The sequence below is a fragment of the Commensalibacter sp. M0355 genome (genome assembly GCF_016101365.1).
GTDB lineage: Bacteria > Pseudomonadota > Alphaproteobacteria > Acetobacterales > Acetobacteraceae > Commensalibacter > Commensalibacter melissae.
In genome coordinates this window covers 250,119-276,815 of the sequence record NZ_JACFQQ010000002.1, presented here as the reverse complement: position 1 = coordinate 276,815, position 26,697 = coordinate 250,119, and the positions used below count along the sequence as shown (strand labels likewise).

The 26,697-nt window shown below is 36.6% G+C and carries 16 protein-coding genes; 8 read left to right on the top strand and 8 right to left on the bottom strand.

The genetic code is table 11. From position 1 onward, the window contains the following. The first annotated feature begins 103 nt into the window (after nt 1-103). Entirely contained in the window at nt 104-2,143 is a 2,040-nt protein-coding gene (locus H3T44_RS05015; protein WP_232347515.1) for an autotransporter assembly complex family protein, read from the top strand. Beyond that, complete coding sequence (locus tag H3T44_RS05010; protein ID WP_198196403.1) at nt 2,143-6,423, top strand: translocation/assembly module TamB domain-containing protein; 4,281 nt, start codon at nt 2,143-2,145, stop codon at nt 6,421-6,423. The genes H3T44_RS05015 and H3T44_RS05010 overlap by 1 nt, the downstream gene beginning before the upstream one ends. 146 nt (nt 6,424-6,569) lie before the next feature. On the opposite strand, the gene dld is transcribed toward H3T44_RS05010, so the two are convergent. From dld to H3T44_RS04995, 3 genes are all read right to left on the bottom strand, one after another. Next, the gene (dld, locus tag H3T44_RS05005) at nt 6,570-8,300 is read right to left on the bottom strand and encodes a D-lactate dehydrogenase (protein WP_198196401.1); all 1,731 of its coding nucleotides are present in this window, start codon (nt 8,298-8,300) and stop codon (nt 6,570-6,572) included. A gap of 207 nt (nt 8,301-8,507) precedes the next feature. Beyond that, nucleotides 8,508-9,095, bottom strand: coding sequence for a CarD family transcriptional regulator (locus H3T44_RS05000; protein WP_122123352.1), 588 nt, complete (start codon nt 9,093-9,095; stop codon nt 8,508-8,510). Nucleotides 9,096-9,213: 118 nt separating this feature from the next. Continuing rightward, entirely contained in the window at nt 9,214-10,095 is an 882-nt protein-coding gene (locus tag H3T44_RS04995; protein WP_110438787.1) for a bestrophin family protein, read from the bottom strand. Nucleotides 10,096-10,502: 407 nt separating this feature from the next. Here H3T44_RS04995 and H3T44_RS04990 point away from each other — a divergent pair, with 407 nt between their 5' ends. Both H3T44_RS04990 and H3T44_RS04985 read left to right on the top strand, forming a co-directional pair. Then, nucleotides 10,503-12,371, top strand: a complete 1,869-nt coding sequence (locus H3T44_RS04990) for a site-specific DNA-methyltransferase (protein ID WP_198196399.1) — start codon at nt 10,503-10,505, stop codon at nt 12,369-12,371. 10 nt (nt 12,372-12,381) lie between these two features. Then, nucleotides 12,382-15,027 carry a DEAD/DEAH box helicase family protein gene (locus tag H3T44_RS04985; protein ID WP_198196397.1) on the top strand — a complete coding sequence of 882 codons (2,646 nt, stop codon included), beginning with the start codon at nt 12,382-12,384 and terminating at the stop codon, nt 15,025-15,027. A gap of 94 nt (nt 15,028-15,121) precedes the next feature. Here H3T44_RS04985 and H3T44_RS04980 read toward each other — a convergent pair whose 3' ends face one another. Beyond that, nucleotides 15,122-15,841 carry a GNAT family N-acetyltransferase gene (locus H3T44_RS04980; RefSeq protein ID WP_198196396.1) on the bottom strand — a complete coding sequence of 240 codons (720 nt, stop codon included), beginning with the start codon at nt 15,839-15,841 and terminating at the stop codon, nt 15,122-15,124. A gap of 113 nt (nt 15,842-15,954) precedes the next feature. Beyond that, complete coding sequence (locus H3T44_RS04975) at nt 15,955-16,866, bottom strand: AraC family transcriptional regulator (protein WP_198196395.1); 912 nt, start codon at nt 16,864-16,866, stop codon at nt 15,955-15,957. A 187-nt stretch (nt 16,867-17,053) separates the two neighbouring features. On the opposite strand from H3T44_RS04975, the gene H3T44_RS04970 reads away from it, so the two are divergent. Together H3T44_RS04970 and H3T44_RS04965 are read left to right on the top strand one after the other, a co-directional pair. After that, nucleotides 17,054-18,079: an aldo/keto reductase gene (locus H3T44_RS04970; RefSeq protein WP_198196394.1), complete on the top strand. Its 1,026-nt coding sequence runs from the start codon at nt 17,054-17,056 to the stop codon at nt 18,077-18,079. A 77-nt stretch (nt 18,080-18,156) separates the two neighbouring features. Then, nucleotides 18,157-19,146, top strand: coding sequence for an aldo/keto reductase (locus H3T44_RS04965; protein WP_198196393.1), 990 nt, complete (start codon nt 18,157-18,159; stop codon nt 19,144-19,146). A 131-nt stretch (nt 19,147-19,277) separates the two neighbouring features. Here the strand turns inward: H3T44_RS04965 and rlmN are convergent, their stop codons facing one another. The 3 genes from rlmN to H3T44_RS04950 form a co-directional block, all read right to left on the bottom strand. Next, nucleotides 19,278-20,483: a 23S rRNA (adenine(2503)-C(2))-methyltransferase RlmN gene (rlmN, locus tag H3T44_RS04960; RefSeq protein WP_198196392.1), complete on the bottom strand. Its 1,206-nt coding sequence runs from the start codon at nt 20,481-20,483 to the stop codon at nt 19,278-19,280. 35 nt (nt 20,484-20,518) lie between these two features. Then, a complete protein-coding gene (gene argJ / locus H3T44_RS04955) occupies nt 20,519-21,754 on the bottom strand; it encodes a bifunctional glutamate N-acetyltransferase/amino-acid acetyltransferase ArgJ (protein WP_198196391.1) in 1,236 nt (411 codons plus the stop codon). A 251-nt stretch (nt 21,755-22,005) separates the two neighbouring features. Then, nucleotides 22,006-22,956, bottom strand: a complete 951-nt coding sequence (locus H3T44_RS04950) for a peptidylprolyl isomerase (RefSeq protein ID WP_198196390.1) — start codon at nt 22,954-22,956, stop codon at nt 22,006-22,008. Nucleotides 22,957-23,241: 285 nt separating this feature from the next. On the opposite strand from H3T44_RS04950, the gene secA reads away from it, so the two are divergent. Both secA and H3T44_RS04940 read left to right on the top strand, forming a co-directional pair. Continuing rightward, the gene (secA, locus tag H3T44_RS04945; protein WP_198196388.1) at nt 23,242-25,884 is read left to right on the top strand and encodes a preprotein translocase subunit SecA; all 2,643 of its coding nucleotides are present in this window, start codon (nt 23,242-23,244) and stop codon (nt 25,882-25,884) included. Between the two features lie 63 nt (nt 25,885-25,947). Then, nucleotides 25,948-26,697 (top strand): YebC/PmpR family DNA-binding transcriptional regulator, encoded by a 750-nt coding sequence (locus H3T44_RS04940; RefSeq protein ID WP_122123364.1) that lies wholly within the window; start codon nt 25,948-25,950, stop codon nt 26,695-26,697.

Below are 26,697 nucleotides of genomic sequence, written 5' to 3'. Positions count from 1 at the left end.
TTTTAATGTATTTTTCTTTTGAAGAGTTCCTTTAATGTTTATAAAAGAAAATACTTTTTATAAAATCCAATTTTTATTCAGTATACTATAGGGAATATGCGTTTTGTCATCTTTGTGGTTTTGGTTTGAAAACGAAAAATCCATACAATATAAAGGTGATAATACAAAATTAGGCATTCGTGATTATTTCATATTCATAGTGTTATTTATTTTGAGCTGTTTTAAGCAGGGAGTAGCTGCAGATCCTCAATATTATAGAGTGAAAATATATTCAACAGGAAATGAGACAATTGATAAAGTTTTGTCAAACACATCCAATTTGGTTACTTTACAAAAAACAAATGCTGTAAATGCGTTTGCGTTGGCTGGTCGAATTAAAAGTGATTATGCCCGTTTTAAAAATGCTATGGACAGTTTCGGATATTATGATGCGAAAATCAGTATCAAGGTTGGAACTGCGGCTGCGTTACATAATCAAAAAAATGTAAAATTGAATAAAAGAGAGCAATCCGATGATATATTCAAACATGAAAAAGATATCATTGCCAATGGAATAATTGATGGTGCAAGTACGGATTTACCAAATTTTATTGATAAAGTGCCTGTCCAGCAGGATGTTATCATTATTGTTCATATCCAAAAGGGATCCCAATATCGCATAGGTCAGTTAGAGTTCAAGAACTTACAAAAAAATGAAATCATCCAGTTATCAGCTAGGCAGCAAAGGGAATTCGGATTGAAAATTGGTGATCCTGCCGTTTCCGCTGATATCGTTGCCGCTCGGGACAAACTGATCAAGGGGTTGCAGGAAGAGGGACATGCCTTGGCTAAAATGGGAGAGCCCGTTGCCTATCTGCATCCAGACAATAAAACCTTGAATGTTGTTTTTGATATGAATATGGGTCCTGTAGTGGACATAGGTGATATCGATTTCAAGGGTTTGAAAAAGGTCAACGCGAAATATATTCGTCGCCGGTTGTTATTGCATGCTGGACAGTTATATCAACCCTCAACTATTGAAAACGCACGCATGGATCTTTCTTCAACTGGTGTTTTTTCGAGTATTGATATGCACGTTGCAGATCATGTTGATCAATCGGGTCGAATACCATTAACCATAACCTTTAAAGAGGCTAAACGAAGAACCGTAAGTGTTGAAGCGGGATATTCGACGGATCTTGGGGGAAGGTTAGGTGCAAAATGGACGCATCATAACATATTTGGTAATGCCGAACAGTTAAAATTGGCAGCCATAGCGACGGGTATAGCAGGAACAGCCCAACGGGGACTGGGATATGATGTGTATGCGGATTTTACAAAACCTGATTTTGGACATCGTAACCAGGATTTTAATGCACGTGTTGAAGCTGTAAAACAGAAACTGTACTCGTATAATCAAACAGCGTTTCTTGCAAAGGTTGGAATGACAAGAAAATTTGGTAAATGCTGGAGCATGTCAGCTTATTTGGGTGGAATACAAGAACATATTATTCAGCGAGGTGAAAGAAACAATTATACCATGATCAACCTTCCACTGGGTGCGGCATATGATGGAACAGACTTGGCCAATCCAATGATGTCTCCAGATCACGGAATGAAAGCGTCTGTCTCTATAACGCCGACGGAATCTTTTGGAGACAAGACTATATTTTTTGCAATCATGCAAGGAACAGCCTCTACCTATTTTGATTTAACGCATCTGGGATTAACGAAACCTGGTCATTCAATTTTTGCATTTCGTGGAAACATTGGCAGTATTCAAGGGGCCTCACGAATGAATCTTCCTCCTGACCAACGTTTATACGCAGGAGGTACTTCAACTGTAAGAGGATTTCGTTTCCAGGGTGTCGGTCCTCAATTTAAGGGGAGTAAATATGCAAAAGGGGGAAAGGCAATGGATACGGGAACGGCTGAATTCCGGCAAAGAATACTTGGACAATTTGGTGCCCAAGCCTTTATTGATGCCGGTCAGGTCAGCAGTGACAGTATGCCTTTTGAGGGGAAGGTTCAGGTAGGTGTTGGTGGTGGATTTCGATATTATACGCCTATGGGGCCCATACGTTTAGATATCGCAGTACCCGTTAAGCGACCATATCGAGGAGATCGGTTCGAAGTTTATATAGGTTTGGGGGAAACCTTTTAATGTCTCAATCTAGTAAGGGATCTGAAAAGAAGCAATCCATTGACAAAGTGCCAAGGAATATAAAGGTTAGAAAAGTCAAATATTCTATAATCAAGGGTATATTATGGTTTCTGGCAAGTATACTCATATTGCTCGTAGCTATGGTTTTTGCATTATTCATTTATCTTAATACGCAGAGTGGAAAAGAATTTCTTTCAGATAAAATTGATGTTTGGACCGATCATTCCATAAATGTTAAGGGGATTCACGGGAATTTTCCTAATCATCTGATTGTTGAAGAAATCACGTTGAAAAAATTGCCATCAACGGATAAACCGTGGTTAATATTAAAAAAAGTCAAACTTGATTGGTCTTTTTTTGAATTACTGTATAAAAAATTATTTATTCAAAGTATTTTGGCTGAAGAAATAGATATTGAGGATTTACCAAAATCCACACAATCACCAGAAGCATCATATTCCACATCATCCGATTTGTCATTTTTTTGGTTATCTGCCTCGATTAACCATTTACAAATTAATAAATTGCATCTTGCTCAGACAGTTTTTTCAAAAACGTTTGATTTAAAAGTTAACGGAAAACTATCGACTTCTAATTTATTATTCTTTCTAGATGAATTTAAACTGAATGCATTGCCTGACACAAATTTGGAGCTTGATGGTGAAGAACTTAATAAATCAACAAATCTTTCCTTGAAGTTAACAGTTAAAAATCATCAGGTTTCAAAAGGACAGTTAACTTTTTTGGCAAAATCCAATCCAGATGGAATTCTTGAACGTTTATTAAAGTCCGATCAATTAACTCCTTTATCATTTAATTTGTCGCTTGATGGACCGTTTGATTTATTGAATACAAAAATGGAACTGAAATCAAATCAGACGTATTTAAGGGAAAATGGACATATTGACCTTAATCATTCAAAAATGAATGTTGATTTATCCGGTCATTCTCCAGCAGTGACCTTGAATCCACAAATTCATTGGGATGGATGGGATCTAGATGCCAGATTGACTGGATTATTAACAAAACCAATCGGTCAGGGAAAATTCAAACTGGTCAATCTAGCGGCTGGTAAAATGTTTTTGAATAATCTTATTGTTTCTTTTTCGGGAGAGCAAAATGATGATTTGCAAGCCATAAATTCAAGGCAAATCGATAGAGCCCATATACATTTAATTGCAGAAGGGTTGCGTGTTCCCGGAAAACATCCAATGATGTTTGCCAAAGTCCCAATTATAGCTGATGCTGTATATGGAATAAATGAACCTGAACAATCAATTGATTTTCGAGTTCAACATGACCTTGTGAAGGCTGTGGGACATATCTTTTTTCAACCTGTCTTAAAAGGATCAATTGATCTGGCTCTACCACATTTAAGTGATATAGCCGAATTTACAGGTGTTAGGTTGGGAGGTCAATCAGTATTCAATCTTGCTTTTACAATGCCAGAGCATGCAGATAATCCAATTTTATTTGATTTGGATGGTCCCATACAGGTTAATCAAGGATTACCTGAAATAGTAAATATGGTTGGATCCAAGGGACATCTCGGTATTCATGCACGTATTTTCCATAAAGAAAAACCTGATATCTATTTGGATAATTTGACAATATCAGGTCAAAATTTATCAATTCAAGGTAATGGACATTTATTGGATCAACAGGTCAGGGCGGTTGTTAATCTTAATATAAATAATCTTATGGCACTTTCCCCGTTATTGACGGGTCAGGGAAAGGCGGTTTTAAAAGCTGATGGATCTCTGGAAGATCTGGGTTTGAAATTTGAAATGGATACTAAATTTCAAACATCATCAAAAAGAGATTATGCAATAGCGCCAAGCGATTTAAAAATGAAGGCTGAGCTGAATCATTTATTTGCGCTACCAACGCTTTTGGTATCCTTGAACGGAAATCTTGACCGTTCACCGATAGAAATGGAACTTTTGGCAAGTCAAAAGAAAAATACTGATAATTATTATTTTAATTTAAGAAAATTGAATTGGCGATCCTTGAATGGTCTCGCTGATTTTAGTATTTCCGGTAAAAATATAATTCCTAATGGTAACCTTGATATAAAAATAACTCGACTGGCCGATTTTAAAAAATTGGTTCGACAGAATATTGAAGGCAATCTTGCCTTACAAATCCATTCCTCACCGCATACAAACCAAAAATTATTCGTTAATGCAATTAGCAAAGTGAATATGCCTAATTACAGGTTCAATAATTTGCTTTTAACGGGTTATCTTGATCATCCATTAGACAAACCCTTAATCAATTTAAAGGCGCAAATTTCGGATTTTCAGCTTCCACAGGCAAAAGGTAATATCCGGTTAAGTGCCAATGGTTTTATCGATAACTTGAAAGTAATGGCAAATGCTGATTTTCCTTCGTTAATGCAAAGTAAAGGTGCATTTGATACAGCACTAGTGTTGGATTTGAAGAAAAAAAATGTTTTTTTACAAAAACTAAATGCATTGGCAAAAGGTGAAAATATACACCTGACTGTTCCAGCCAAGGTGGATTTTGGGGAGAAAATAGCCATAGATCATTTTCGTTTAACCTTGGCTCCTCCAAATGCGCCCTTGGCCATTATCGATTTGACTGGAGTAATTATGCCAACATTAAATTTGAATGCTAGTATTCAAAATGTGACTCCTGCCATTTTAAAACCTTTTTTACCTCAGTTACAGGCTAATGGAACCTTGGATGCCCAGGCCAGGTTAAAAGGGACGTTGGAAAAACCCACAGGTTCAATTCAAATTAAAGCAACGAATATTAAAATGCTTACAGGAGAAGTCGCCTCTCTACCTGTTGCACAATTGATTTCTCGGACAAATTTGATGGGTAAAAATGCCCAAACGCATACGCATTTACAGATGGGAAAGAAATTTGATTTGAATATGAATGGTTTAATACCTTTAAATTCAAATGGTAAGATGGATTTGAATCTCGAAGGGAAAATTGATTTGGGATTGGGAAATGCGATTGCGGGTGTCTATGGTCAGCAAGTCAAGGGCAATATCAATCTTGCCATGCAAATTGCGGGTAGTTTTATGGAACCGATTGTTAATGGAACTTTACAGCTTTTCAAAGGAAGTTTTAGAGATTACGCACAAGGGACAAGTATTCAGGATATACAGGCAAAGCTTGTTGGGAAAAAAGATCATATAACCCTTGAATCACTTACTGCCAAGGCGGGACATGGGGATATATATGCCAATGGACAAATTGGAGTTTTTCAACCGGGTATTCCGGTAAGCTTGCATATGAATATGAAAAATGCCCGTCCATTGGTTAGTGATTTGTTAACAGCCATTCTTGATGGCGATATCGATGTTAGTGGAATGGCAAAATCAAAAATTGATATGAAGGGAATAATTCGGATCAAACATGCCGAGATTAATATACCGCATTCTATTTCAAGTTCTGTTGTTCCATTAAAAGTAATTCGTCCAGGTGACAAGATTGAAACAGAAAGCAGGCCAAATCTTCCAGGACCCATTATCGGTTTGGATTTAACCATTAAATCTGCCGGTCAAATCTTGGTTCAAGGTTTCGGACTGTTTACAGATATGGCAGGCGCATTGCATATCACTGGAACAGCTGATGCGCCTTCAGTTGCGGGGGGAATGAAAATGCAAAACGGTCATATTGATCTTTCAGGAATATCATTGGATTTCACAAGGGGTGTGATCGGGTTTCAGGGAAGTAATGTAGATCGCAAGATTGATCCCTCTCTGGATTTTGAGGTAAAAAAAACGGTTGAAGGAAACACGGCCAGATTATTGATTACAGGTTTTGCAAGTTCACCCAAAATCACGTTAACCTCTTCCCCTCCATTGTCACAAGACAGGGTTCTAGCCATTCTATTATTTGGTGTTGATTCACAAAGTCTTTCGGCAACCCAAATGGCAGAAATAGGATTGGCATTGGCAACGTTGGGTGGACAAAGTGCAGGGATTGATCCCTTGGGTACCGTGAGAAAAAGCCTTGGATTGGATCGACTTTCTTTAGGAGGGGGGAGTCGTAGCAATGAAAATGGAGGCTCCAATAATGGGGCAAGTGTTGCTGCAGGGAAGTATGTGGCAAAAGGTGTTTATATTGGTGCCAAACAATCTACAGGCAATGCAGGTACACAGGCCGAGATGCAGATTGATATCACCAAACACTTGAAAGCTACTGCAGCGGTTGGAACGGGAAAAGATAATTCAAGATTTGTTACCCCAGATAATGATCCAGGTAGTAACGTGGGATTGCTTTATGAATTTGATTATTAAGGTAAATCAGAAAATATAAATTTTAATTTGATATCAAGAATTTATACAACCAATCAGGAATTCGCTTATTTAACATTAAAAAGAAGACGATTTGAATATGTTTTGAAAAGGTATTATTATTCAAGCGTCTTTTTTTCTTAAAGCTGTTATTCTTTCCAGTTTTTTAATTTGCTAGTTTTTCCAATGCCAGGATTGAAAGCATTGCAAGGATCAAGGTCTTTGTAAAAATTCTTCAAAGGATCTTTGGCTGGATAAAGATGACCGACATTATGTTCAGCGGGATATTCCGCTCCTCTTTGATCAAGAATTCTCAACATTTTTTCTTCAAGTGCAAATACATCATATCCTTTTTGAATAATATAATCCTGATGAAAAACGTGACAAAAGAAATGACCGTAATATAATTTATGGAGAATTGGTTCTTCTATTTCTTCAGGCAAATGTTCCACCCATTCTTTATCATTACGGCGTAGGGCAACATCAATGGCCAGAATATTTTCAACCGTATCCGTATGGACATTCCTGTAACGAACAGCAGCGCCTGCCACGGCAAAGCGATGCAGGAATGCTTTGCGACCTTCTTCGGCATTGCATTCAAAAAAGCTTCCCGATGTTTTTTCTTTAAAATAAGATTTTAAATGGGAACGAACAGGTTCAATTTCTTTTTTGCCCACTTTCAATAGCAAATGATGTTCATATTTTTTTGCATATTCGTTCATTCGTTCCGGCAAATGCTGGGGAAATAATTTGCTAAAAAACTGCATTGCCTTGTCACTGAAATGTTTTGGGAAAAACGGGATTTTATTTGTAATAAAATCAAATTTGTTTTTCAGAGAAAATAATTGTGGAATATGTGCAGTACCCAGACAATTTATAAAAATGAATGTATCTTTTCCGTAAATAGCGGCAATATTGTAAGCATCTTGATGGATATACTCACCGGATATGGGAACTATTTTCTTGCTGAGCATATTATATCGAATATTGGTAAGATCATTTGGATCGTTTGTACCGATATAAAAAACTCTTGTTTCCTTTTCCTGTGGAAATGTATCAAGGCGTACAGCAAAAATTGAGAGTTTACCGGCACATCCAGAGGCTTCATATAAATGATTGGGATCGGCATTATAACGGGCGGGTGTAGGGGCATCAACTTCGCAGACATGATCTCTATAATGATGGTCTGAACAGCATTTATCAGATTGTTTTATCAATTCATGATCGAAATTACCGTGATCAAGTCGTCCCAGAATTTCCTCAGGTGTGTTTCCCAACTCAACGCCAAGATGATTAACAAGTTCTAATTTACCCTCTTTATTACATTGGGCATAAAGGGCCATCTCGGTATAGGCGGGGCCTCGCTGTACCAATGCCCCACCAGAATTATTGCTTATTCCTCCAAGAACTGAAGCACCGATGCATGATGATCCGATTACAGAATGAGGATCACGATGATAGGGCCTTAATTTTTGTTCAAGTTCATTTAAAGTCGCCCCGGGAAGACATATTACCTGTTCACCATTATTAATCACATAAATTTTTTTCATTTTCATGGTGTTAATAATGACAATGTCACGATCATAATCATTGCCATCGGGGGTAGATCCACCAGTCAGTCCAGTATTGGCGGCCTGCATGATAATTATTACATTTGATTCTATACAGGACTTGACAACATTCCACTGATCCAGAATATGTTCTGGCGTTACAATTGCTATTGCTTTCCCAGATCCATATCGAAAACCATTACAATATAATCCCATTTTGGATGGGTCAGTTATAACGTTTCTGCTTCCAGATATTTTTGTTAATTGAGCAATCAAATTTTGATTGGATGTATTATGAGAGGCAGAAATCGATTTTTTTTGAAAAAACATTTTGTATACGCTTTTGACAATCTAAAAAATTATTTAGGTTCTAATAATTTTTATAAATAGTTAATAAGCCTTTTATCATACTTGTTTAATATCATTTGTAAAGACTAACAAAATGTCATTATATATTCATTTATTATAAATTAAAGACATGAAAAAAAGGAGAGTAACTCTCCTTTCGTTGTAATTGTAATGATCAATTGATAAATTCTAAGCTGTTTTCATCACGTTTGTTAATTCGTTGAGAACGTCTTCTGGTTTTTTTGATTCCAAAACGGCCACCTCGGTTACAAAACGGTCTTGAGCCGCTTCAAATAGTTTTCTTTCGCTAAAACTGCCATCAAGACTGTCAGCATTTCTGCGTAGATCCCTTAAAACTTCAGCAATCTGCATCAGATCACCAGAATTGATTTTTTCCTGATAAACCAAAGCCCGTCTTGCCCACATACCTTTGCTGGTTTGCGGCTTGCTTTTAATAATTGACATGGCTTTTCCGACAATTTCACGGGAAGCAATTTTGCGTAATCCAGCTTTTTTTGCTTTATCTAAAGGGATACGCAGGGTCATCTGATTATCTGGAAAAGAGATCTGGATCATTTCCAGTTTCGTGCCTGCAATCTCTTCCACGCCAATACGATCAATTCGGCCTACACCATGTGCAGCATAGACAATGGCATCGCCTTCTTGAAAAGGAAAAGAGGTTTTACTATTGGATTGTTGTGCGGCGGTTTCTGCGACGGCTGCTTGAGCCATTTCGTCGGTTACACCACCTTTGGAAGAATTTTTCAATACACTCATTTAATATACTATATCATATTCAGGATAAATTGTCATTTGATATTTTAGAAAAGGCAAAATTTTATATAATGTGTATATAATTTTATATAATGTGTATATATAGGTATTTTATTTTAATTTACCATTGAATTCCGTTAATGGAAGGAATAGGGCGTTGAGAAGATTGATTGATTTGTTCAAGCAAATCGATCTCGATGCTGCGTGACATTGTTAACATGGGCAAGGAATGCGGACTTTCATCAAAGGGATCTTGCAAATCATTTCCAATTCGGTCCAGAGCCAAAAATAAAAAACCCACAAGTGCGGACCCTAATGGTGTGATCCACCCAAGTGTATCCACCATTGAAAAAGGAAGAATGATGCAGATAACTTCACTTAGTAAACGGGGCAGGGTGGAAAACTGGATTGATAAGGGTGTATTTTTAATTCTTTCCAAGGCACCTTGTGCATTGGCCAAGTCAGATAAAATTCTGTCGATTTGAGAGTGAAGGGCGCCGTCAATATTTTTTTGGCGGCTTTCCTGGGTTACCATATAGCCGATCTGAACGAGAATGCCATTAGGCTGGTTGCGCTGATTTTTAATATAGGTTTGAATGGAATGGGGCAATATTTTTTTAACATTATAACTGGTCAGGGAATTTTTATTTCTTAAATGATAGGATAGACTGTATGCATATCCGGCCATGGCATATATAAGCTCGGGTTTGCTATCGAGAATACTCATGCATTGCCTGGCAAATGATCGACAGTTATTTGTGACTGATCCCCAATGTATACGTGCCTCCCACCATCGATTATATGCCGTATTGTTTCTGAAATTCATAAAAAGGACGAGCACAGATCCAATCAGGGCGGTTGGTAATGCCGATTGATCAAACCAGTGTAGATTAAAAATTTTATATCCAATTACGACTAGCATGTCCCAAATAAATAAAATGAGTAAAGGTTTAAAACTTGTCTGTATAAGAAAAAGAAGTCCACGTTTCGGGTTTACAATCATAGTTTAATTTTCATCATTATAATGGATAGTTATTGATTTTATTAAATAAATTAATGGAAAACTATGGTTTATTTTTGTTGATTGTATTTTTTCTTTAAAAATTGATAAGATTAAAAAAATAGCTGATTTACTTTCAAGCGCATAAAATCACCAAAAACTATACAAAAAACGAGTATAAACACTTTGAATTGATTCAAATTATCTTATAAAATTATGCTGATTTTAAATCTGTATAATTATAATACTAAAACATGTTTAATTTGTGTTTTGATGCTAAATTAAGCTACTTTTGTATGTAGAATTCAAACCGGATATATATTGTAGTAAAAAAATTAGTATACAATCAAGTTTGTTTAAAAAATTCTCCATTCATAAGGGGATTTTTTATTAAAGGGTTAATTATTTAAATGAAGAATTCTTTGTCTCCGCAACAAGAAAAATTAGAACAACTAAAACAATTGCTGCCAGAGGTTTTTACGGAAGGTAGGGTTGATTGGGAAAAGCTAAAATTATCTTTGGGAGAAGATATTAATATTGCAAATGAACGTTATGTTTTGAATTGGGCGGGTAAGAGTAATGCTTATAAAGTATTGCAAGAGCCGACATCTAAAACACTCTCCCCAGACAAAAATGAATCCGTTGATTTTGATAAGACAGAGAATTTATTCATTGAGGGCGATAACCTAGAAGCCTTAAAAATACTCCAAAAAAGTTATTTTGGCAAAGTTAAGATGATTTATATTGATCCTCCGTATAACACGGGTAATGACTCTTTTATTTACCCGGACCGTTTCAAAGAAAACCTTGAAAACTATCAAAAAAATGTGGGGGATAAAGACGAGGATGGATATTTAATACAAAATTCTGTTTTTAAGAAAAACAGGAAAGAAAATGGGCAATATCATAGTAATTGGCTTAATATGATGATGCCACGATTATATCTCGCCAAGAACTTACTTAGAGATGATGGCGTTATTTTCATTTCTATAGATGATAATGAGGTTCATAATTTACGTTTGTTAATGAACGAAATTTTTGGAGAGGAAAATTTTGTTGCTTGTATAGTTTGGGAAAAAAGGTTTACAAGAAGTAACAATTCTAAAATGTTTGCTAGTTTAGTAGAGTATTTATTTTGTTTTAGAAGAAGTGAGTTACTATCAGAGCTCAGAGAAAAAAGAAATGAAAAAGCCGATTCAATATATGACAATCCAGATAATGATATTAGAGGCGATTGGACTAGCGTTTCTTATGTAAATCCTGCTACAAAAAGTCAAAGACCTAATCTTGTATATGAAATTGAAAATCCATTTACGAAAGAAAAAGTTAGGCACCCTACTCATGCGTGGAAATATGAAAAAGAAACATATTTAAAACACGTAAAAGAAAATAAATTATACTGGGGAAAGAATGGTTACAATACTTATCCAAGATTAAAAAAATTTCTTGATGAAATGAAAAATGGTATGGTTCCAGTAAATTTGTGGGGCAGAAATGATGCAGGAACTACTGATGAAGCAAGTAAAAATTTAGAAGATTTAATGGGGTGTAAATTATTTGATTTTTCAAAGCCATGTAAATTAATTTTAAAAGCTTTACAATTAATAGATAGTGCTGAGAAAGATTCAATTATCCTAGATTTTTTTGCGGGTAGTGGAACGACTGCGCATGCGGTGATGCAATTGAATGCTGAGGATGGAGGTCATCGCAAATGTATCTCTATTCAATTACCAGAAATATGTGATGAAAAGTCAGAGGCCTTTAAAGCTGGATATAAGACCATTGCTGATATTGCCAAGGAACGCATTCGAAGAGCAGGTAAAAAAATCAAGGAAGACAATAAGGATAAAGAAAATATTGATCAGCTTGATATTGGATTCAAAGTCTTAAAAGTTTCTGATAGCAACTTTAGAGAATGGCGAACCGATATATCCAGTGAAAAACTTGATGAACAATTAGATCTTCACGTTGATCCCATTGCGGAAGATGCTTCAACAGAAAATATGGTTTACGAATTAATGCTTAAAAATGGCAAGGATTTAAATAGTCATATCAAGCATCATAATCATATCTATTCTATATCAGACCAAGAAAATCATGATGAAAACATCCTTGTTTTGCTTCTTGAAGAGGTGAATGAAAGAATTATTGAGAATGTTCTTCAAGAAAATCCCAATAAGGTTATTGCCCTGGATAAACTTTTCAAGAATAACGATCAATTAAAGACAAATACCGCATTACAAATGCAAGATGCAGATATCAAGTTCGAAACAATCTAAGGGTTTGGTTATGAAGTTAGAATTTGAAGCGAATTTAGAGTATCAAAAAACTGCGATATCTGCTGTGGTTGAGTTGTTTAAAGGGCAATCTAAGCATACAGCAGGGTTTAACCTATATTCAAATGGAAATAATGATCCAATTATTGCGGTAAAAAATAATTTGGATATTGATAAAGAGCAAATCTTTCAAAATTTACAGGAAATTCAAGAAAAGAACGGTATTGCAAAATCTCAGTCGTTAGACAGTATGGATTTTTCTGTTGAAATGGAAACAGGCACAGGAAAGACCTATGTTTATTTAAGAACGATATATGAACTCAATGCCCATTATGGGTTTAGTAAATTCATTATTGTTGTACCTTCTATAGCTATTCGTGAAGGCGTTCAGAAAAGTCTTGAAATAACACACGCACATTTCCAGAATATTTATGCAAGAGAGCCTCTGAATTATACTATTTATAATAGTAAGCGACCTGTTGATATCAAAGATTTTGCCCAAAGAAATAATATAGAAATCATCGTTATGAACATTGATTCATTTGCTAAAGATCAGAATGTTATCAATAAAATCAATGAAACAGGCCATAAGCTTATTGAATATATTCAGGCAACCTCTCCTGTTGTGATTATTGATGAACCTCAGAATATGGAGACAGAAAAGCGGAAGGAAGCGATTAAAAGCTTAAACGGTTTATGTCATCTACGATATTCCGCAACCCATAAGCATCAATATAATAGTGTCTATCAGCTTGATCCGGCAAAAGCTTATGATCTGGGGTTGGTTAAGCAAATTGAAGTTGATTCCATTTACAGTGATGCAGCTTTTAATGATGCTTATGTTTTTGTCGGTGATTTTAAGACAGCCAAAACCAGTTGTTCTGTTAAACTTACTATTCATGTGAATGATAAGGTTGGTGTAAAGAAAAAGACCATTTCTGCAAAGGTTGGTGATGATTTATTTGAATTATCCAATCACAGAGAAGTTTATAAAGATGGATATATTCTTAATGAGATGAATGTACAAGATGAAAACATTACCTTTTCTAACGGTATTACTCTCTATAAGGGGCTGGAAAACGGCAATGATGCAAAAGATGATATTAAAAGATTCCAAATTCGAAGAACGATCAAAGAGCATTTGGCTAAAGAAGCCAAATTAAGCAAAGATGGTATAAAGGTCTTATCTTTATTTTTTATAGATAAAGTATCTAATTATCGAGACTATGAAGAGAATCAAGCAGTAAAAGGTAAGTATGCACTTTGGTTTGAGGAAATTTATAGAGAGGAATTCAAGAAATGTTATAAAAAAGATATTTCAGATAAGGAACTTGATCGATTGCATAATGGTTATTTCTCCCAAGATAAAAAAGGAATATTAAAAGATACCAAGGGCAATACACAAGCTGATGATGATACCTATAGTTTGATTATGAAAGACAAAGAGAAGCTTTTAGATATTAACGAGCCGTTACGGTTTATATTTTCTCATTCTGCATTAAGAGAAGGTTGGGACAATCCTAATGTTTTTCAAATATGTACTCTGAATGAAACAACCTCTGAAATGAAGAAACGCCAGGAAATAGGGCGAGGATTGAGATTGGCCGTTGATAAAGATGGGAAAAGAATACGGGATAAAAATATTAATCGTCTGACGGTTATTGCCAATGAATCTTATGATGATTTCGCAAAAGCTTTACAAAGTGAGATTGAAGAAGATTGTGGCGTTAATTTTCAAGGCCGGATTAAAGATAGGGCACAAAGAACAAAGGTTATTTATAAAAAAAATTTTCAGGCAGACCCGTTATTTTTAGCAATATGGAATAAGATTAAATATAAAACAACCTATCGTGTTCATTATGATACTAATCAATTAATAGACAAAGTTGTCGAAGCTATCAAAATTTTACCTAAAATAACAGAACCTATTCTTTATATGGAAAAGGTATCTTTGAATATTGATGAAGAAGGTATCCAGACTAATTATTTAGCAAGTGATCGTAATAAAACTCAAATAATTGCTAAAAATATTCCTGATATATTTGCTTATATTGAAAATAAAACTCAACTGACGAGGACAACAATTTTAGAGATATTGAAAAAATCTGAACGAATTGGTGATATTTCCAAAAATCCTCAAGATTTTCTTGATAAGGTTTGTGATGTTATTTCTAGAGAAATGCAGGAATTAATGATAAATGGTATTCGGTATCAAAAAGTTGGGCTTACTGAATATGAAATGAAGCTGTTTGATAGTAAAGAACTTGAAATCTATATGAATGACAATTCTTTTCAGGTCACAAATACTGGCAAAACCATTTATGAAAATATAGTTCCTTTAGATTCAGAAACAGAAAATCAGTTTGCTAAAGAGTGTGAGACTAGTGAACAAGTTAAATATTATTTTAAACTTCCAAATTGGTTCAAAATAAAAACGCCTATTGGAAATTATAACCCTGATTGGGCATTAGTGTTTGAAAATGATGCAAAGATATATTTTGTTGTGGAGACTAAAAATACAGGAAATGATGTTGTTGATTTATCAAAACTATCTAAAAGTGAGCTATTGAAAATTAAATGTGGCAAGGCACATTTTAAAATTATGGATGATGTTAGGTATGAGGTTGTAACGAAAGTTTCAGATCTTAGTCATATTTAAAATAATTATTACATCTTGTAATTAGACGGTAATTACAACTCATCGTCTTTTTTTAACAATCGGTATGTTTGTGTATTGATTTGATTACATGTTTTTATTTAACATAATTATTCATCAATTTTTGTAAGGATTTCTTCTGAATTCCTTCAGAATCAAAATTGTCAGGATCAAGCCAGTCATTAAATGCCTTGGAAAGTTTTGGAAATTCAAGGTCAAGAATTGAATACCATGCTGTATCCCGGTTACGGCCATGAATAACCAAAGCTTGACGGAATATTCCCTCGAATGTGAAACCATAGCGTAATGCCGCAGCACGAGAGGGTGCATTTAAGGTATCACATTTCCATTCAAGACGACGATAACCAAGTTCCTCGAATGCATATTTCATTAAAAGATAGATTGCCTCCGTGGCCATTGTTGTTTTTTTTAATCGTCCAGAAAAAATAACGCTACCAATTTCTATCACACCATTTGTTGGATCTATTCGCATGAGAGCAATTGAACCGATTGCTTGATTGGAATTCTTGTCAAGAATTGCATAATGAAATGGATCTTTGATATTTTCTAATTTAAGTAGCCATTCCCGATATTCATTAAAGTCATTAAACGGGCCGGATAAAAGATAGGTCCATAGCCCTTTATCAGTACCGTTAAAAAAGGCATCATAAAGTTGCAAAGCATGTTGTCTGACATTTATGCGTTCAAGCCGGCAATATTGTCCCGTGATTGTTTCTTTTTTGGGAAGCTTTGCTTTTTTCCATGAAGGAAGAGCTTGACCAATCGGTTGTTGATAAACATTAAAACGGATCGACATCGTGGACCTTTCTATGAGAGGAATAATTCCAGTCAGGCAAAATTACTGTTAGAAATTGAATAAGCATTTTTTTAGTGGAGCTATACGAAAGAATGACATTCTGGAATGAAAAACTATATTTGATTAAAATTTTTTATATCTTTTTGGGGAGACTTGCCAAATATGGCTTTGTAATCACGACTAAAATGTGAGGGACTTTTATAACCAACCTGATAGGAAGCAGTGGCAGCGTTAAGATTATTATTGATCATCAGACGTTTTGCTTCATGAACGCGTAACCATTTTTGATATTGTAACGGGCTTTTTCCGGTTAGTTGGCGAAAATGATGATGCAAGCTTGAGGGGCTCATGTTAACAGCACTGGCAAGATGGCTTATTTTCAAGGGTTGAGAATAATTTTGTTTAAGCCATTCGATTGCTTTTCTGATATTAGATCCTGTATTACCAGTTGTTATAATCTGTAAAAGAATTGGTGCGGCATCGCTGGTTAACAGTCGATAGTAAATTTCCCTGATGACTAACGGGGCAAGAACTGGAATGGTTTCGGGCTCATCCATTAAGGATAAAAGTCTGTACATGGGTTCCAAAAAGGATACATTAACACTGCAAATAGATACACTGCTACATTTCGTTTTGTTTGAATTCCTAAGATCAATTTGTGTACTTAACTCTGCAATAATATTGCGTTCCAAATTTAAGGAAATTCCAAAACAGGGTTTAATAGGGGATGCTTCCATTATTTGGCTGTTCGTAGGGATGTCCAGAGAAGTAATGAGCAAATGATGTTTGTCGTATGGAAAGATATTTTTATCAATAATTATCTGTTTAGTACCCTGGCATAACAAACTGATACTCGATTGATAAAAACAGGCACATGCTTGACGAGGTATCTCTTTTCTAAAAAGTTTGAGATCTTTAATCAGGGTGGTATGTGCACCCGGTGTTTTTACATGTCGTTCAAGAATATTGATTATTTTTTGATAAAATAATTCGGTTTGACTGTCTGAAGACTGATTGAGTGTCATTATAATGGATTAGACAAATTGATGATTATTCAGATTTTATAAGTAAACATAAATTATTTGCAGGATCAGGTAATTATTACGGAATATCAAGATATTATACAACGCTTTTTTTATCGTATTATTTATTTGAAAATCAAACAATAGAAAAGATTTTCGATAATTTTCATATCATATTTGAGATAAAAAAATGAAGTATACAAATCTAGGTCGTACAGGTCTTAAAGTATCGAGATTATGTTTGGGATGCATGAGTTTCGGTGCACCCAACCGGTTGCCACAAGCCTGGTCAATTGATGAAACTGCTGCACGCCCTTTTTTTAGACAGGCCATTGAGGCGGGAATTAATTTTTTTGATACGGCAAATATTTATTCTGGAGGCAGTTCAGAGGAAATAACGGGGCGAGCATTGAATGATATGGCACGGCGAGAAGAAATTGTGGTGGCGACCAAGGCTTTTTTTCCTTGGCGGAATTCGCCTAATACAGGTTTTCTATCGCGTAAAGCTCTTTTTCAATCAATTGATGACAGTTTGTCACGATTAAAAATGGATTATGTAGATCTTTACCAAATTCACCGTTTTGACCATGGAACCCCGATCGAGGAAACCATGGAGGCCTTGCATGACATCGTGAAATCAGGAAAGGTTCGCTATATTGGAGCATCCTCTATGGAAACATGGCGTTTTGCCAAAATGCAACATATTGCAAGGCAAAATGGATGGACACGTTTTGTTTCCATGCAGCCTCAATATAATTTGCTTTATCGGGAAGAGGAACGGGAAATGTTGCCTTTTTGTGCGGATCAAGGTATTGGTGTCATTCCTTGGAGTCCAATGGCAAGGGGACGATTGACTCGTGATTTTGATGAAGTTACACGACGTACTCAAAATGATGCTTTTGCTTTGAAAATGTATCAGGATGCAGAACAGCAGGATCGAAAAGTCGTGGAGGTTGTCGCAAAGATTGCCAACTTGCATCATGTCCCTCGTGCATATGTTGCATTGGGCTGGTTATTATCAAAAAAATACGTAACGGCACCTATTATTGGGGTAACAAAGGCTGAACATTTGACAACGGCTGTAAAGGCGCTTGATTTTTCTTTAACAGAAAATGAAATAAACAGTCTTGAAGCACCGTATGTACCGCATCCTGTAAATGGAATTATTCCTCCATTGTCAAAGGAACCTATGACGATTACACCGCCCAGGGTTTAGATATTCCAATTCATTTGAATTGCATTATCTGCAAAATCAAAAATATTTAAAATTGCAAACAAAAAGATTGAGCTATCATGAGATATCGATTTTTGGGAAGAACAGGTCTGAAGATAAGTGATTTATGTCTTGGAACCATGAATTTTGGTGATGTCACGGATGAAAAAGAAAGCTGCATGATTATGGATAAGGCAATTGATGCAGGAATTAATTTTTTTGATACGGCAGATGTTTATGGAGGATTACAATGGCCAGAAATTCCTAGGGGATATGGCATTTCTGAAGAAATTATAGGACGATGGTTTAAAAAGAGCGGTCAGAGAGACAAGGTTGTATTGGCTACCAAAGTTTACCAGCCTATGGATTTTGGGCCGAATGACCGGCATTTGTCAGCTTATCATATTCGAAAAGCGTGTGAAGACAGTTTGCGACGCTTAAAAACGGATCATATTGATCTTTATCAAATGCATCATATTGATCGAGAAACTCCATGGGAGGAAATATGGCAGGCAATGGAGTTATTGGTTCAACAGGGAAAAGTTTTATATATAGGAAGTTGTAATTTTGCTGGTTGGCAAATAGCCACAGCTCAGGGATTGGCCAAGGAACGTCATTTTTACGGATTGGTTTCTGAGCAAAGCCCCTATAATCTGACAGAACGTACAGTTGAGTTGGAAGTCCTTCCATCCTGTCGATATCATGGTCTTGGATTTATTCCCTATTCTCCATTGGCAGGTGGACTGCTTGGGGGTGTCCTCTCGAAACAGAAAAATGGCGAGCGACGTTTTAGAGAACAGGAACTGAAAATAATTGAAAAATTAAGATACCAACTTGAAAAATATGAGAATCTTGCTGTTGAACTTAAAATAACTCCTGCAAATTTAGCCCTTGCCTGGTTAAGACATCAACCTGATGTCACAGCACCGATTATTGGACCTCGTACTGAAACACAGCTGGATAATGCTATTGAAGTGCTTTCCATTACATTGTCAGATGAAATAATACATATTTTAAATGATATTTGGCCTAGTATGGGGGGTGAGGCACCTGAAGCCTATGCCTGGTAGAAATTTTTCAAGTCTATAATTATTGATGATAAATTCATATAATCATGTGAATGAATTTATTTCGAAAAATTGTGAAAATAAGATTAAATAAATTATTTTCACAATTTTTATTTGATTTTTAAACACTGTTGTCAGTCAGAAATTGTTTCGTTATGTTTTAAATTTTTAGAAATTTTGGCTTTTTGACTTTCAGTGCGTAATTGTCCGCATGCTGCAAGAATATCACGCCCTCTTGGGGTGCGGATGGGCGAGGAATAACCTGCCTGCATAATGATATCGGCAAATTTTTGCACCTGTTCAGTTTTGGAGGGTTTGTAATCACTGCCTGGCCATGGATTAAATGGAATTAGATTAACCTTGGCATGAATACCCTTTAATAGATGCACCAGTTCACGTGCATCTGATTCACTGTCATTAATTCCCCTTAACATAATGTATTCAAACGTTATACGACGTGAATTACTTGCTGCAGGATATCGACGGCAGGCTGCCAGAACGTCTTTTATAGGATATTTACGATTTAAGGGAACGAGCTCATTTCGTAAATCATCCCTGACAGCATGAAGGGAAATGGCTAGATTAATTGCCAGTTCCCTTCCACATTGATCCATCATGGGAACTACACCGGACGTTGACAAGGTAATCCGGCGACGAGAGATTCCAATTCCCTCATCATCCATAACGATACGCATTGCCTTGGCAACATTGTCATAATTATAAAGAGGTTCGCCCATTCCCATCAGAACTATGGTTGATAGAAGACGGGGTCTTCCAGCGGTCGGGGTTGGCCATTCATTATAACTATCCCTTGCCGCCATGAATTGACCTACGATTTCTGTTGCACCAAGATTTCGAACCAGATTTTGCGTGCCGGTATGACAAAAACGGCAGGACAACGTACATCCGACTTGTGAGGAAATGCAGACAGCACCACGATCTTCTCGACGATCGGGAATATAAACTGTTTCAGCTTCTTGTTTATCCCTGAAGCGAAAAAGAAACTTGCGGGTATCATCTTTTGAGGTCTGTTGCATAACCAGTTCCGGTCGGCTGATCACACAATGTTCTGCCAATTTGGCTTGCAAGGGTTTACTGATTGAACTCATCAAAGAGAAATCGGTAACACCTTTATGATAAATCCAGTGCCATAACTGTTTCGTACGGAAGGATTTTTCCCCCATACCCATTAGGACCTCTTCCAATTCTTCCCGTGAAAGTCCAACAAGTTCCTGTCTTCCATCTGATAATTTCAAGGACGGAGGACTGAAAAGTGCTGACTTTGCTAGAATTCTTTTTTTTTCTTCTTCAGAAAAATCGGAGATAATATGGGTATTCATAAAGAAACGATTCAATTGATAATAAATAAAAGAAATTAGGAACGCAGATAAGAGCCGTTAATTTCAATATAACCTTGTGTTAGGTTACAGCTCCAAATTTTTGCGTGTCCCTCTCCCAGATTCAGGTTGACTTTAATTTTTATGACTTGTTCTTGCATATGCTTGTTAACTTTATCTTGGTCATAATCTGATAAAACCTCACCTTGTTTGGCAACCCAAATATTACCTATTGCCACTGACAAAAGGTCACGGTCGGCTGGTTCGCCGGCTTTGCCTACCGCCATTACAACACGTCCCCAATTGGCATCCTCACCTGTTATTGCTGTTTTCACAAGAGGGGAGTTACCGATTGATTGTCCGATTTTAAAAGCTGATTCATTGTTAACGGCACCTTCAACCTTGATTTCAATCAGTTTTGTTACGCCTTCACCATCCCTAATAACCAAAAGAGCCAATTCTTGTAACAATTTTTCTAAGGCATTTGAAAAATTGCTTAATCTTGGGTCATCAATATCATTGATTTCGGTATTGGGGGTCTGACCCGTGGCAAATAAAAGAAGGGTATCAGAGGTTGATGTATCGGAATCAACTGTTATTGAATTAAAGGTTGTTTTGACCTTTTCATTTAATAATTTTTGTAAGACAGTAGCGGGCAATTTTGCGTCAGTTGTAACAAAACAAAGCATAGTGGCCATATCAGGTGCGATCATACCGCTCCCCTTGGCGATTCCCTGAATAGTGACAGGAATATTGTCAATATCTGTTTTAAGGGAAAAGCCTTTGGCAAATGTATCCGTAGTCAGGATTGCTTGAGCTGTTTCCTTCCATTGATCAGAAGCCAATTTCGAATAAAGTTCTGGAAGATAATTGATGATTTTTTGATAAGGAAGCTGTTCGCCAATAACCCCTGTAGAGGCAACAAAAATTTCTTCGGGTGTGCATTTTATTGTTTTTGCAGCTGCCTGTGCTGAATATTTAACTGCATCAAAACCTGCCTGACCCGTAAATACATTGGCAATACCGGCATTGACAAGTAATCCCCTGGCTTTACCGCGATATAAAATTTTTCTGCACCAATCGATAGGTGCACCTGGACATTTGTTTTTGGTAAATACTCCTGCGACGGTTGTGTTCGGAGCGAATTCCATTAACGATAAATCAAGACGTCCAGTATATCGTAATCCTGCTTGAACAGATGCAAGTTTTACACCGGCAACGGGGCAAAGTTCAGGGAGGGTTACGGCAAGCGGAGAAACAGGATAACTCGACATGGTAGACTCTTTTTCAATAATGGAGCAAAATAATGGATATGACAGGATTGATTCATATCCGGTTATAATGAAATATTTATATTTTACTGAAAATGTTTTTTACAAGTTTTCTTTATAAGAAAAAAGGATTTAATAATATGTTTTTTGAATTAAATTCTTTAGGGATATTAATCAATAAACATTTTGAATTTATAAAAGGGAAAATTTATTTTCCCTTTTATAAAAATTTTTATTGATTTGTTCTGTCAGAGTTATTTTTTTTGTGTGACAGGCATTTGTGTTAAAGAATGAATGGCTTCATCATTTTTGGTAATTTTACTTTGTTTAATTACATTTTCAATAATGGTTTTCATTCTTTGTTGATACAGGTTTTTGCGAATTTCATCTTTTACTTTATTCAATGGTGGTACCGGAGCGTTTCTATAACCAAGAACCTTGATGACATGCCAACCAAATTGGGTTTTCACCGGAGCGGTTGTAATTGTATTTGCTTTCAGCGCAAAGGCTGCATTGATGAATTCCGGTGCAAGAGGGTCATTTTGTTTGACCCATCCCAAATCACCGCCATTTTCGCTACCGCTCTCTTTATCGGTTGAATATTGTTTGGCAAGATTAGCGAAATTTTTGCCTGCATGAAGTTGACTGATGATTTTTACAGCTTCCGGTTGTGTTTTTACAAGAATATGACATATATGCGCCTCTTTAACAGGGGCTGCGTTGGCGAAATGCTGATCGTAAAAAGTTTGAATGGCTTTATCGTCAATTGGATTTTGTTTTAAATTCTTTTCCAATTCAGATTTTTGGAATGTCGAAAACAGGATATCCTTTTGCATGAATTCAATTTGTTGCTTGACCTCAGGGGAATTCTGTAAATTCTGTTTTTCAGCAACTTGTAGGACTGCATTTTGAACAATTAATTGCTGAAGGATTATTGTTGTCAAAACAGGTGCAGGCAGACTTTTATATTGATCGGGCAACATCTTGCGCATATTTTGGACATCATGATACGTAATATTTTTATCATTAACAGTTGCCAAAACAGTATTTTCATCTATTTTGCTAGGACTTGACTGATTTTGAGCGGCAGGTGCTGACGGGGTAGTTGTGACAGCAGGTTCAGCGGCAATAGCTGCTGTTGTCAAAAGGCTTGAGGAAAAAAGAAGGGTTGCTGCAAATTTGAATGATTTGTTGTAAAAAGACATATAGTACCTTTATTATTGAGAGGATTAAAGATAATTTTGAATATGTTTATATCATGGAAAGGTGAAATTGTCCCATTATTTTAATAAAGTTCCTTTCTTGAAAAAAGTTAAACCACTTTTAAAATTTTAAAATGATATTTATGGTGTAAGTAAAGTTGGTTATAATACCGGTGAACTTATTTCTATATGTATTTTTCTGTCTGGATTGAATTGTGTTCTAATTTAATTATAACTAGCCCTTTGTAATGACAGGCAGGATTACAAAGCGTTATTTGGAAAACATTGATGTTTGCAAAATTTGCCCGTGTCTTTTTCGGCACCTCTAATGAGCGTTCATTAAAAGCTTATCAAAAGCGACTACCTGAAATCAATCAATTGGAACCTGAAATACAGGCTCTGGATGATGTTGCATTGGCTAATAAAACGGTTGAATTTCGTCAAAGGTTAGCTGATGGAGAAACACTGGACAATTTATTGCCAGAAGCGTTTGCTGTAGTCAGAGAAGCTTCGAAAAGGGTTTTGGGAATGCGTCATTTCGATGTCCAGCTGATCGGGGGAATGGTTCTTCACGATGGTAAGGTTGCCGAAATGCGTACGGGTGAAGGTAAAACATTGGTGGCAACCTTGGCCGTATATCTGAATGCACTATCGGGAAAAGGGGTGCATGTTGTAACGGTGAATGATTATCTTGCCTCACGTGATGCTGCTGAAATGGGCCGGCTCTATAGTTTTCTTGGCATGAATGTCGGAACGATTATCGCGGATTTGAGTGATATTGAACGTAAGGCTGCTTATGCCGCTGATATTACATATGGGACAAATAATGAATTCGGCTTCGACTATCTTCGCGATAATATGAAATACAGTCTTGATGAAATGGTTCAGCGTCCGTTTAATTACGCCATTGTGGATGAAGTTGATTCGATCTTGATAGATGAGGCTCGTACTCCATTGATTATTTCGGGGGTTGCGGATGACAGTTCAGATCTATATCGTTCTGTTGATGAAATTATAAAAGAGATAGTCAAAGATCCTGCCAATTATGAAAAAGATGAAAAATTCCGGAATGTCATTCCAACAGAATTGGGAACCGAACATATAGAGCAGTTAATGCGTGAAAAGGGTGTATTGAAAGAGGGGGGGCTGTATGACACTCATAATATCGCGTTGGTGCATCATATGCAGCAGGCATTACGGGCGCATACCTTGTTTGCCAAGGATGTGGATTATATCGTCCGTAACAATAAGGTCATTCTAATTGATGAATTTACTGGACGTATGATGGATGGACGTCGATATTCCGATGGATTGCATCAAGCACTGGAAGCCAAGGAACATGTGGAAATACAGCAGGAAAACCAGACTCTAGCTTCAATCACTTTTCAAAATTATTTCCGTCTTTATCCGAAACTTGCCGGTATGACGGGAACGGCAATGACAGAAGCCGATGAATTTGCCGAGATTTACAAGCTGGACGTTGTGTCAATTCCAACCAATCTTAAAGTTCAGCGTAAGGATGAACATGATGAAATCTATCTGACCACGGCTGAAAAATATGATGCGGTTAGCCAGCTTATCGAAGAGGTTCATAAAAAGAAACAGCCTATCTTGGTTGGAACAACATCGATTGAGAAAAGTGAACATCTTTCAAATTTGTTAAATAAAAAGGGCATAAAGCATAATGTATTGAATGCGCGTTTTCATGAAAAAGAAGCCCAGATAGTTGCTCAAGCTGGAGTTCCGGGAGCCATTACAATTGCTACGAATATGGCGGGTCGTGGTACTGACATTAAATTGGGTGGGAATGTGGATATGCTTATCCATCAGCAGCTTTCCCATATAGAAAATGAAGATGAACGCTTGAAACAAGAAACGGCCCTTAAAGAAAAAGTTCAAAAAGATCATGAACTGGTTAAAGAGAGCGGTGGACTGTTTGTAATTGGTACGGAACGTCATGAAAGTCGTCGAATTGACAACCAGTTGCGAGGACGTTCGGGGCGTCAGGGAGATCCGGGAAATTCACGTTTCTTTTTATCCCTCGAGGATGACCTGATGCGGATATTTGGTTCCGAACGCATGGGTGGTATGCTTCAAAAAATGGGCTTGAAAAAAGGGGAGGCCATTGTTCACCCCTGGATCAACAAAGCACTTGAAAAAGCTCAGAAAAAAGTTGAGGCGCGCAATTTCGATATGCGTAAAAACACTTTGAAATATGATGATGTCATCAATGATCAACGTAAGGAGGTATATTCTCAGCGTCGGGAATATATGGCTCTGGAAGATGTTTCAGAAGTGATTGCATCTATGAGACATGATGTGATCAATATGTTGATCGAAAAATATATACCTGAAAAATCCTTTGCAGAACAATGGCATATTAACGAATTAACCGCGGATGTAAAACGGATATTCAATCTTGATCTACCGATTAAGGAATGGTCTGAAGAGAAAGATATTTCAATTGATAAACTTGAAGAGCGCATTACGAAAGCCGCTAATGAAATGATGGCCACCAAGGTCGCGAATTATGGTGTTTCAATTATGCGATATGTTGAAAAGCAAGTTTTGCTAACAACGCTTGATGCTGTATGGAAAGAACATTTGTTACGATTAGATCAAATGCGTCAGGGTATCGGACTGCGCGCCTATGGTCAGAAAGATCCGCTTAATGAATATAAGAAGGAGGCTTTTGTTCTTTTCAATTATATGCTGGATGAGCTTCGTGAACGGATTACCTCACTTTTGGCCAAGGTTGAAGTCAATGTCTCTGATGATGAAGGGGAAAAATCTTCTTCGGATCTTATAGAGGGGGAAACCCCTCAGACATTATCTGATGTACCAAAAGAATGGGCAGATACGCCCAGAAATGCACCATGTCCATGTGGTTCAGGCAAAAAATTTAAACATTGTCATGGTCGGTTTGTTTAAAAATCGGGACATGTTTATTAGATTAAGATTGAAATCAAACTGTAAGAATTAAGAGAAAAATTAATGGCAGGACATTCGCAATTTAAAAATATTATGCATCGTAAAGGGGCTCAGGATGCCCGTCGGGCAAAAGAATTTTCAAAAATAATTCGTGAAATAACCGTTTCAGCAAAATCAGGTTTACCTGATCCAGCCGCCAATCCCCGTTTACGTGCAGCCATTGCAGCAGCTCGTGCTGTCAATATGCCAAAGGATAATATTGATCGTGCGATTAAGAAAGCCGCAGGTGGCGCAGATGGAGATAATTATCAAGAAGTGCGCTATGAAGGATATGGTCCATCCGGAGTTGCCATTATCGTTGAGGCATTGACAGATAATCGTAATCGTACAGCTTCAGATGTTAGGGCCGCATTCAATAAATATGGCGGATCCTTGGGGGAAATGAATTCTGTCGCATTCATGTTTGAACGTATGGGTGTTATTACCTATCCCAAAACGGTTGCAAATTTTGATTCAATATTTGAGGCGGCTATTGAGGCAGAAGCGGATAATGTTGAAGAAAATGATGATGTTTATGAAATAACATGTGCTATGGAAAATTTCTTTGCAGTCCGTGACGCATTGGAAGCCCGGTTTAAAGATCCTGAAAGTGCAAAAATTGAATGGCGTCCATCCAATACAGTTGCATTAGATGAAGATAATGCTCGCACCTTGCTAAAATTAATTGAAGTTCTGGAAGATCATGATGATGTTCAGAATGTTTTTGCCAATTTTGACCTTTCGGACGAGATTGCTGAACGGCTATCGGCTTAA

What these genes read in the sequence shown, in the direction of transcription:
- H3T44_RS05010 (WP_198196403.1), top strand. Translation starts at nt 2,143, where the DNA reads ATGTCTCAATCTAGTAAGGGATCTGAAAAGAAGCAATCCATTGACAAA.
- dld (WP_198196401.1), bottom strand. Translation starts at nt 8,300, where the DNA reads ATGTTTTTTCAAAAAAAATCGATTTCTGCCTCTCATAATACATCCAAT.
- H3T44_RS05000 (WP_122123352.1), bottom strand. Translation starts at nt 9,095, where the DNA reads ATGAGTGTATTGAAAAATTCTTCCAAAGGTGGTGTAACCGACGAAATG.
- H3T44_RS04995 (WP_110438787.1), bottom strand. Translation starts at nt 10,095, where the DNA reads ATGATTGTAAACCCGAAACGTGGACTTCTTTTTCTTATACAGACAAGT.
- H3T44_RS04990 (WP_198196399.1), top strand. Translation starts at nt 10,503, where the DNA reads ATGAAGAATTCTTTGTCTCCGCAACAAGAAAAATTAGAACAACTAAAA.
- H3T44_RS04985 (WP_198196397.1), top strand. Translation starts at nt 12,382, where the DNA reads ATGAAGTTAGAATTTGAAGCGAATTTAGAGTATCAAAAAACTGCGATA.
- H3T44_RS04980 (WP_198196396.1), bottom strand. Translation starts at nt 15,841, where the DNA reads ATGTCGATCCGTTTTAATGTTTATCAACAACCGATTGGTCAAGCTCTT.
- H3T44_RS04975 (WP_198196395.1), bottom strand. Translation starts at nt 16,866, where the DNA reads ATGACACTCAATCAGTCTTCAGACAGTCAAACCGAATTATTTTATCAA.
- H3T44_RS04970 (WP_198196394.1), top strand. Translation starts at nt 17,054, where the DNA reads ATGAAGTATACAAATCTAGGTCGTACAGGTCTTAAAGTATCGAGATTA.
- H3T44_RS04965 (WP_198196393.1), top strand. Translation starts at nt 18,157, where the DNA reads ATGAGATATCGATTTTTGGGAAGAACAGGTCTGAAGATAAGTGATTTA.
- rlmN (WP_198196392.1), bottom strand. Translation starts at nt 20,483, where the DNA reads ATGAATACCCATATTATCTCCGATTTTTCTGAAGAAGAAAAAAAAAGA.
- argJ (WP_198196391.1), bottom strand. Translation starts at nt 21,754, where the DNA reads ATGTCGAGTTATCCTGTTTCTCCGCTTGCCGTAACCCTCCCTGAACTT.
- H3T44_RS04950 (WP_198196390.1), bottom strand. Translation starts at nt 22,956, where the DNA reads ATGTCTTTTTACAACAAATCATTCAAATTTGCAGCAACCCTTCTTTTT.
- secA (WP_198196388.1), top strand. Translation starts at nt 23,242, where the DNA reads ATGTTTGCAAAATTTGCCCGTGTCTTTTTCGGCACCTCTAATGAGCGT.
- H3T44_RS04940 (WP_122123364.1), top strand. Translation starts at nt 25,948, where the DNA reads ATGGCAGGACATTCGCAATTTAAAAATATTATGCATCGTAAAGGGGCT.